We start from the raw sequence: 255 nt of genomic DNA on the forward strand, positions 1-255 counted from the left end.
TCGACTTCGGTGATGCACAGGGCTTCGCGGCTGCCCTGCGCGTCGGCGAGGCAGATCGCCGAGACGGCCTGATGGCGACGACCCGACAGGCGACGCAGCATGGCGGCGGCGTCGAGCGCATCGCGCGGCTTGCCGAACACCTCGTCGTCGAGAATCACCTCGGTATCGGCCGCGAGCACGCGCGCGAAGGGCTGGTGGCCGACGCGGTTCCAGCCGGCCTCGGCTTTCTCGCGGGCGACGCGCTGCACGTAGTCG

At 71.4% G+C, this 255-nt stretch carries 1 protein-coding gene; it reads right to left on the bottom strand.

Features of this window, described 5'->3' with window-relative positions; genetic code table 11:
- The coding region (locus FLQ44_RS19740) for a Maf family protein (RefSeq protein WP_206208999.1) at positions 1-255 on the bottom strand (255 nt) is incomplete at both ends.

The organism is Vogesella mureinivorans (assembly GCF_007644035.1).
GTDB lineage: Bacteria > Pseudomonadota > Gammaproteobacteria > Burkholderiales > Chromobacteriaceae > Vogesella > Vogesella mureinivorans.